Genomic DNA, 8,200 nt, shown 5'->3' with positions numbered 1-8,200 from the left:
GCTAAGAAAGAAATAGTAGCTAAAGATAAAACTATCTTTTTAGAATTTAAACAGGGTTCTTTACCCTCTCCTATAGGTGTTTTAGTTAATGTGATATTTTTCATAAGAATTTCCTCCCTTTATAATTTGTTCTATATATTATATTTTTTAAAAATAATATAAAATACAAAATAAAACGACAGAATATTAAAATAGTTATACTTAAAATATTATTAAATACTTATTATAATAAAACTATATGGTTTGAATTTATGTTTTATTTAAAGTTAGATTAAGAGTAAATTTTTTAGACTTTTATTGTTTTCTGTGTTTAGATTATAATCACTTCATTTTCTAAGTTTATGCCAAATTCTTCAAAGACTTTTTTTCTGGCTAATTTGATAAGAAAAAACGCATCTTCAAAACTTGCATTTTTTTTATTGATTAAAAAATTTGCGTGTTTATCGCTTAACATAGCATCTCCTTTGCTAAATCCTTTAAGTCCTACAGCTTCGATTAAACGTCCTGCAAAGTCGTTTTTTGGATTTTTAAAGATAGAGCCAAAGCTTGCTCCACTAGGTTGGTTGTTCCTTGCATTTTTTAAAGCTTTATCTTTAAGGGTATCAAAGCCAAAGTTTAGTTTAAATTCAGCCCAAAAAAAAGGCATATTTAAAGGACAAAAACGATAATCAAAATTTATATTTTCTCTTAAAATTTCGCCTTGAAAAGTAGCAATTTTGATTAAATTTTGACTAATACACTCTCCTTTAAGTCCTGCATTCATTTTCAAAAGCCCGCCAAGTGTACCAGGAATTTTGCTTAAATACTCAAAACCCTTAAGATTATTTTCTTTGGCAAAGCGATATATTTTGCTTGATTTTGTTTTGCAGCCTATGCGAAGATGGGTGAAATCTTTATTTTGATCTAAAATTTGTATAAAATCAAAACTATCTCCTAAAATTCCTATATTTTTAGGTTTAGGGCTGACTAAAAGGTTATTTGCGCCGCCTATTAAAAAACCATCAAAATCACAAATTTGATCCAAAACTAAAACTTCAAATTCATTTCCTATACGCACAGAAGAGTATTTTTTAAAATCAATGATCATTTGATAAAAGTTGGAATTTGATTTAGTATGTTTTCGGTAAAGTCAATCATAGTTGTAGTCATCCAAGGCATTAAAAAGATTAAAATAACTACAACCAGGATGATTTTAGGAACAAAAGAAAGTGTCATTTCGTTAATCTGTGTAGTTGCTTGAAAAATACTGATTACAAGCCCTGCAATAAGCCCTGCTAAAAGCATAGGCAAGGAAAGTAAAAGTGTGATTTTAAAGGTTTGCACTCCAAGAGCAACTAAGGTACTTTCATCCATTTTTATCCTTTTTAAGAATTTCTAGCTTCTTCGTATTCGCTAGGGATAAGATAATCATTTACATGTATGATTTTATCATAAAATTTATAATCATATCCTAGTTTAAAAAGCGTATCTACAGCTAAAAGTTGAGTTTGATTCATGCTAATGGAGTTTTTATTGGCATATAGATTAAGATAAGTATCCAGTTTTTCTTCATCAACACGGATAAGTTTTCTTTCCATAAGCATAGGGGCTAAAATTTTACGATTTGCATCGGCGATTTTTACAGCATTGGTTAAATCCTTTTCGATCTTAATCGCATCGCTTAAAGGCAAAGAGCGACGCAAAGCCATTCCACCTAAAGGCAAAGGTAAATTTTCTTTAGCAAATTCAAGCCATATATCCCAAAGTTCTGCTTCCACGCAAAGACTTTGATCAAATTCTAAAATGCTTTCATGGATCAAAACTCCTGCATCTGCTTCACCACTTAAAACTGCATTTTCAATGTCTAAAAAATTCTTATAAATAATTCTAGCTTCAGGATATTTCATACGAAAAATCAAAGCATTGGTGGTATTTGCTCCACTCAAAGCGACTTTAAAATTTCTTTTTAAATGCGTATCTTTTTTCTTGATGAGTTTTGGCCCATAACCTTCGCCAAAACTCACTGCTGTGCGTAAAAGCGCGTACTCAGAAGCGATTAAAGGATAAAGCCCAAAAGAAATAGCTGTAGCATCAAATTCATTTTTCAAGGCAAATTCATTTAAAGTTTGTATATCTAAAGCTGTATTTTCATAAGCAAAATCATTCCCCATCCACCCAAATTTAATAGCCATATACATAAAAATATCATCAGCATCAGGAGAATGTGCAATAGTAATTTTTTTCATCTATGCTTCCTTGTAAATCTTTGCTTTAATTCTAGCAAAATAAACCATTATTTAATTTTATTTTGTTAGAATTCTAACTAAAAATTTAGAATTTTTAAGGAAAGTTATGGATGATAATAAAAGAAAATCCCTAGATGCTGCCCTAAAAAGTTTAGATAAAACCTTTGGAAAAGGCACTATCTTAAGACTAGGGGATAAAGAAGTCGAGCAAATCGATAGCATAGGCACAGGTTCAGTTGGGCTTGATCTTGCTTTAGGTATAGGCGGTGTTCCAAAAGGAAGAATCATAGAAATTTATGGGCCTGAAAGTTCAGGTAAAACCACTCTAACTTTACACATTATCGCAGAATGCCAAAAAGCAGGTGGAGTTTGTGCTTTTATCGATGCAGAACATGCGCTTGATGTAAAATATGCTAAAAATTTAGGTGTAAATACAGATGATTTATATGTTTCTCAACCTGATTTTGGAGAGCAAGCTTTAGAAATTGTAGAAACTATAGCAAGAAGTGGTGCAGTAGATCTTATCGTAGTAGATAGCGTTGCAGCACTTACCCCAAAAGCAGAAATTGAAGGCGATATGGGAGATCAACATGTAGGACTTCAAGCAAGACTTATGTCTCAAGCTCTAAGAAAACTTACAGGTATAGTTCATAAAATGAATACCACGGTAATTTTCATCAACCAAATTCGTATGAAAATCGGTGCTATGGGTTATGGTACTCCTGAAACCACAACAGGTGGAAATGCGTTAAAATTTTATGCTTCTGTGCGTTTAGATGTTAGAAAAGTAGCAACCTTAAAACAAAACGAAGAACCTATAGGAAACCGCGTTAAAGTAAAAGTAGTTAAAAATAAAGTTGCTCCTCCATTCAGACAAGCCGAATTTGATGTGATGTTTGGAGAGGGTTTAAGCCGTGAAGGTGAGTTGATTGATTACGGTGTAAAACTTGATATCGTAGATAAAAGTGGTGCGTGGTTCTCTTATAAAGATAAAAAACTTGGACAAGGTAGAGAAAACTCAAAAGCTTTCTTAAAAGAAAACCCTGAAATTGCAGATGAAATCACAAAAGCGATTCAAAATTCTATGGGAATAGAAGGTATGTTCAGCGGTAGCGAAGATGACGAAGGAGAAGAATAATGTTAGTAATTGAAGATGTTAGAGCCTATGAAGTTCTTGATAGCAGAGGAAATCCAACCGTAAAAGCTGAAGTTACGCTAAGCGATGGAAGTGTAGGTGCGGCCATAGTTCCAAGTGGTGCAAGTACAGGTTCAAAAGAGGCCTTAGAATTGCGTGATAATGATGAAAGATTTGGCGGAAAAGGCGTTTTAAAAGCTGTTGCAAATGTCAATGAAACCATTGCAGATGAAATTTTAGGGCTAGATGCTTTTAATCAAACTCAACTTGATGATACTTTGCGTGAGCTTGATGGAACAAATAATTACTCAAATTTAGGTGCAAATGCGACTTTAGGCGTATCTATGGCAACAGCTCGTGCGGCTGCGGCTGCTTTGGGAATGCCTTTGTATCGCTACTTAGGTGGTGCAAATGCGAGCATTTTACCTGTACCAATGTGTAATATCATAAATGGCGGTGCTCATGCAAACAACAATGTAGATTTTCAAGAATTTATGATCATGCCTTTCGGTTTTACTAGTTTTAAAGAAGCTTTGCGTTCAGTTTGTGAAATTTATGCGATATTAAAAAAAGAACTCGCAAATTCTGGACATTCTACAGCTTTAGGTGATGAAGGCGGTTTTGCTCCAAATTTAGCTAATAACACAGAACCTATTGATCTTTTAATGACTTGTATCAAAAAAGCAGGTTATGAAAATCGTGTAAAAATTGCTCTTGATGTAGCAAGTACAGAATTTTTCAAAGATGGTAAATACCACATGGAAGGCAAGGCTTTTTCAAGCGAGGATTTGATCGAACGCTATGTAGAACTTTGTGCAAAATATCCAATTTGCAGTATCGAAGATGGTTTAGCTGAAAATGACTTTGAAGGCTGGATCAAGCTGACTGAAAAATTAGGCAATAAAATTCAGCTTGTAGGCGATGATTTGTTTGTAACTAATGAAGATATTTTAAGAGAAGGTATCATCAAAAAAATGGCAAATGCTGTACTTATCAAACCAAATCAAATCGGAACTATTACCCAAACTATGAGAACTGTGCGTTTAGCGCAAAGAAATAACTATAAATGTGTGATGAGTCATAGAAGTGGCGAAAGTGAAGATGCTTTTATAGCAGATTTTGCTGTAGCTTTAAATACAGGACAAATCAAAACAGGAGCCCTAGCAAGAGGTGAAAGAACCGCAAAATATAATCGCTTACTTGAAATTGAACTTGAAAGCGATGAATACTTAGGAGAAAAGCTCTGAGCGATTTACTTAAAGAATACGACGAAAGCACAAGAAAAAAAAGTTTTTATACCCATGTTATAAAAATGATTTTTTGGGCTTTTCTTGTTGTAATTGGAGCGATTTATTTTGGCAATATGTTTTTTGGGCAGTATTCTTTAGACACTTTATTAAGCTTAGAAAATACCAAAGAAGAGCTTAATAAAAAGATTATTTTACTTAAAGAACAAAACGCTAAAGCACAAAAAGATTATTTTGAATTAAAAGGATTATACCCAAATGAAAACTAGAATTTTAGCAATATTTTTTATTTTTACCTCTCTTTTATATTCTGATGAAAATCCTTTCAAGGCAGATCAAAATATAACCTTGGTTGCTCCACCTGAATTTCAAAAAGAGGAAGTTAAATTTAATTCTAGTGCAAGAATTTTAAAAAGCATCACTTTTAATTATATCAATTTAGACGGAAGTGAAGATAAGATTGATTTAGATGTTAATAAAAGTATTGATTGGCACGATACTTATACTATATCAAGATTTAAAAGCCCTGATCCTTCAAAAGTACTTGATGTTTCAGTTACTATACCTGAAAAAAATAGCTCTAAACAAGAATCAAACTCAACAGCCAATGTTGAAATACCTTTACAGGTTGCAAAGATTTATGATTTTATTTCTTACGCGGTTTATAAAAACAAAATAAAACTTAACACTAGTGATGAAATGATCACAGATTTTTCAGTAGGAAATCCAAGCAAAATCGTTATAGATTTTAGATCTGATTTGATTAGCCCTACAAAAAATATACGCCTTAGCAATTCTATTTTTAAACGCATAGACTTTGGATCTCACAAAGGATATTATCGACTTGTAATATATCTTGATGGAACTTATAATTATAATATTCAAAAAGATGCAACTGGATATATGATTAATCTGCTTTAATGAGATTTATTTTTTTAATATGTTGTGCTTGTTTAGTTTTTGCTAATGAAATTTTACTTCTTAGCAAATTCGATAAGCAAGATTTTAACTCTAAAGATTTTAATGCTTATTTGATGAGCGAAAAACTTGATGGAGTGCGTGGAATTTGGGATGGGAAATATCTAAAAACTCGCCAAAATTACCAAATAAAAACTCCTGACTTTTTTACAAAAAATTTCCCTCCTTTTGCTGTTGATGGTGAGCTTTGGATAGCAAGAAATAAATTTGATGAAATTTCAGCTTTAATTCGTAGTGGAGATAGCAATTTGACCTTATGGAAGGAAGTAACTTATAATATTTTTGATGTACCAAATGCTTGTGAAGAATTTCAAATTTCTACTTGCACTCTTAAAAATCGTTTGGCTGTTTTAGAAGAGTATTTGCAAAAATATCCTAGTGCCTATATAAAAATTATTCCTCAAATTCCAGTTGAAAATCAAAATAATTTAAATCAATTTTACGAAAGCATTATAAAAAATCAAGGTGAAGGTATTGTCATACGCAAAAATTTAAGTCCTTATGAAAAAGGCAGAAGTAAAAATGCTATGAAATTAAAACCCTATGATGATGCAGAATGTGAGTTGGTAGGATTTCGCAAGGGTAAGGGTAAATTTGAAAATCAAGTAGGTGCCTTACTTTGTAAAATGCCTAATGGACAAATCATTAAAATAGGCAGTGGTTTAAAAGATGAAGATAGAAAAAATCCTCCAAAAATTGGTAGTATTGTGACTTATAAATTTAATGGATTGACCAAAAATTCCTTACCTCGCTTTCCGGTTTTTTTAAGAATAAGAGATGAAAATCCTTGACTTTAAAATTATTTTGTGATAAAATATTTCCTTTTATTTATTCGGGGTGTAGCGCAGTCTGGTTAGCGCACTTGGTTTGGGACCAAGGGGCCGAAGGTTCGAATCCTTTCACCCCGACCATTTTTTATAAATTTATACAAAATGGTGAGTGTAGCTCAGTCGGTTAGAGCATCAGATTGTGGTCCTGAGGGTCGTGGGTTCAATTCCCATCACTCACCCCACTAAGCGCTCGTAGCTCAACTGGATAGAGCAACAGACTTCGGATCTGTAGGTTATGGGTTCGATTCCTATCGGGCGCACCACCAAGATTTTATATGCGTTCATAGCTCAGCTGGATAGAGCAACGGCCTTCTAAGCCGTAGGTCAGAGGTTCGAATCCTCTTGGGCGTACCACTTTAGCGGATGTGGTGAAATTGGCAGACACGCCAGACTTAGGATCTGGTGCAGCAATGCGTGAAGGTTCAAGTCCTTTCATCCGCACCACTTACTTTTATCATTTTCAAGCAAGAGTTGATTTCTCATAAATTTTTATTTCATTTTAAAATTTCTTATGATTACTAGATAAAATACAAATTTAATTTAGATAAATTTAAAAATTATCTTGCAAAAGATTTGAAAAATAATTAAAATATACAAAATTCAATTCAAGGAGATAAAATGAAAAAATTAGGTTTAGCTTTAGCAGCTTTAGTTGCTTTAAATGTGTCAGCATTTGCAGGGGTTATCACTATACATGATTCTAATTTAGTTAAAGTATCAGGAGGAGATGATGCCTATGCAAAAATAGCTTTAGAAGATGCTAAAGAAGAAATGAAAAATCAATTTAACACTGATAACTTAGAGATTTACGCTATAGAAAGTATCAAGAAAGATGATCCAGAACACTATAATGTTATTCAAAGGGGTGTTTTTAAAGTAATGAAACAAAGGATAGCAAAAGGAAAGATTATTTATTATAATGAATTCTTAGTTGTAGATAGAAAAACAAATTGGGCTGCTGAATGGAATATTGAATGTGTTAAAGGGGATAAATATACAAAATCAAACGATAAGGTTTCTTGTGATGGTGGCGCTGCTGATAAGTTCTATAATTTCAAATAATACTTGAAAGCTCTATTATTTTAGAGCTTTCACACCATAAAGGTTTTGACTATAAACAACATAGTATAAAATATATCTAAATTTTAAGCTTTTTAAGTTAAAAATTTCTAGTTTTTTAAAATCGTTTTATCTTTTATATCTTTGCTGTAAAGACAAAATCAGCACTCATTAAAAATCTTTTTTTGATTAAATTTTTGTAAATTCATTTTTAGTGTTAAAAATGTGATGGTATTAACTTTATAAAAGTATTATTATATATTTTTTACTTAGGATAGCGATTATGAAAAAAACAATTTTAACCATTCTTTTTTTACTTACTCTTACGCAGGCTAAGGAAATACAAGTTTATGAAAGTCCTACTTGTGGCTGTTGTGATCTTTGGGCTGATTATATGAAAGCTAAGGGTTATGAGGTTAGTGTTCATAAAACCAATGATTTTCTTAAAATCAAAGAAAAAATGGGTATAAAAGATGAGTATCAAAGTTGCCATACAGGTGTGATCGAAGGCTATGCTATTGAAGGGCATGTTCCTGAAAGTGCTGTAAGCTGGTTGCTTGAAAACAAACCTAAAGATGTTATAGGAATTTCAGCTCCTGGCATGCCGCAAGGAAGCCCAGGAATGGAACAAGGTTATAGTGAAAAATATCCTGTAATTTTGATGAAAAAAGATGGAAGCTATGAGCTTTATGGATATTTTATAGGGGATAAAAAGCTTTAAAGTAA

Annotated in this window: 10 protein-coding genes, 5 tRNA genes and 1 pseudogene; 12 read left to right on the top strand and 4 right to left on the bottom strand. The window is 32.3% G+C overall.

Features of this window, described 5'->3' with window-relative positions; genetic code table 11:
• From AJN69_RS10665 to AJN69_RS09560, 4 genes and pseudogenes are all read right to left on the bottom strand, one after another.
• Window positions 1-104: pseudogene (locus tag AJN69_RS10665) on the bottom strand (autotransporter); the annotation flags it as partial.
• Window positions 105-310: 206 nt separating this feature from the next.
• Window positions 311-1,087, bottom strand: coding sequence for a UDP-N-acetylmuramate dehydrogenase (locus AJN69_RS09570; protein WP_070288019.1), 777 nt, complete (start codon window positions 1,085-1,087; stop codon window positions 311-313).
• The gene (fliQ, locus tag AJN69_RS09565; protein WP_002851290.1) at window positions 1,084-1,353 is read right to left on the bottom strand and encodes a flagellar biosynthesis protein FliQ; all 270 of its coding nucleotides are present in this window, start codon (window positions 1,351-1,353) and stop codon (window positions 1,084-1,086) included. The genes AJN69_RS09570 and fliQ overlap by 4 nt, the downstream gene beginning before the upstream one ends.
• Before the next feature lie 11 nt (window positions 1,354-1,364).
• Window positions 1,365-2,225 carry a menaquinone biosynthesis family protein gene (locus tag AJN69_RS09560; protein WP_070285882.1) on the bottom strand — a complete coding sequence of 287 codons (861 nt, stop codon included), beginning with the start codon at window positions 2,223-2,225 and terminating at the stop codon, window positions 1,365-1,367.
• A 106-nt stretch (window positions 2,226-2,331) separates the two neighbouring features.
• Here AJN69_RS09560 and recA point away from each other — a divergent pair, with 106 nt between their 5' ends.
• The 12 genes from recA to AJN69_RS09495 all read left to right on the top strand — a co-directional run bounded on the left by recA (window position 2,332) and on the right by AJN69_RS09495 (window position 8,195).
• Window positions 2,332-3,363 carry a recombinase RecA gene (recA, locus tag AJN69_RS09555; RefSeq protein WP_002862302.1) on the top strand — a complete coding sequence of 344 codons (1,032 nt, stop codon included), beginning with the start codon at window positions 2,332-2,334 and terminating at the stop codon, window positions 3,361-3,363.
• Window positions 3,363-4,607, top strand: a complete 1,245-nt coding sequence (gene eno / locus AJN69_RS09550) for a phosphopyruvate hydratase (protein ID WP_002856489.1) — start codon at window positions 3,363-3,365, stop codon at window positions 4,605-4,607. The genes recA and eno overlap by 1 nt, the downstream gene beginning before the upstream one ends.
• Before the next feature lie 65 nt (window positions 4,608-4,672).
• Window positions 4,673-4,876 carry a hypothetical protein gene (locus AJN69_RS09545; RefSeq protein WP_002839177.1) on the top strand — a complete coding sequence of 68 codons (204 nt, stop codon included), beginning with the start codon at window positions 4,673-4,675 and terminating at the stop codon, window positions 4,874-4,876.
• Window positions 4,866-5,528, top strand: a complete 663-nt coding sequence (cgpA, locus tag AJN69_RS09540; protein ID WP_070285883.1) for a glycoprotein CgpA — start codon at window positions 4,866-4,868, stop codon at window positions 5,526-5,528. Before AJN69_RS09545 ends, cgpA begins: the two co-directional genes overlap by 11 nt.
• Window positions 5,528-6,376, top strand: a complete 849-nt coding sequence (locus tag AJN69_RS09535; RefSeq protein WP_044778096.1) for a DNA ligase — start codon at window positions 5,528-5,530, stop codon at window positions 6,374-6,376. The genes cgpA and AJN69_RS09535 overlap by 1 nt, the downstream gene beginning before the upstream one ends.
• Window positions 6,377-6,418: 42 nt before the next feature.
• Window positions 6,419-6,496 (top strand) — tRNA-Pro (locus AJN69_RS09530).
• Window positions 6,497-6,520: 24 nt separating this feature from the next.
• A tRNA-His gene (locus tag AJN69_RS09525) sits at window positions 6,521-6,597 on the top strand.
• Between the two features lie 4 nt (window positions 6,598-6,601).
• Window positions 6,602-6,678 (top strand) — tRNA-Arg (locus tag AJN69_RS09520).
• A 14-nt stretch (window positions 6,679-6,692) separates the two neighbouring features.
• Window positions 6,693-6,769, top strand: a tRNA-Arg gene (locus AJN69_RS09515).
• A 5-nt stretch (window positions 6,770-6,774) separates the two neighbouring features.
• Window positions 6,775-6,859, top strand: a tRNA-Leu gene (locus AJN69_RS09510).
• Between the two features lie 174 nt (window positions 6,860-7,033).
• Entirely contained in the window at window positions 7,034-7,477 is a 444-nt protein-coding gene (locus tag AJN69_RS09505; protein ID WP_070288020.1) for a hypothetical protein, read from the top strand.
• Window positions 7,478-7,757: 280 nt separating this feature from the next.
• On the top strand, window positions 7,758-8,195 hold the full coding sequence (locus AJN69_RS09495; protein WP_044778617.1) for a DUF411 domain-containing protein: 438 nt from the start codon (window positions 7,758-7,760) through the stop codon (window positions 8,193-8,195).
• The last annotated feature ends 5 nt before the right edge of the window (window positions 8,196-8,200 follow it).

It is taken from the genome of Campylobacter sp. BCW_4338 (genome assembly GCF_001763255.1).
GTDB lineage: Bacteria > Campylobacterota > Campylobacteria > Campylobacterales > Campylobacteraceae > Campylobacter_D > Campylobacter_D jejuni.
The sequence above is the reverse complement of the archived record's forward strand: the minus strand, read 5'-3'. Positions and strand labels throughout refer to the sequence as shown.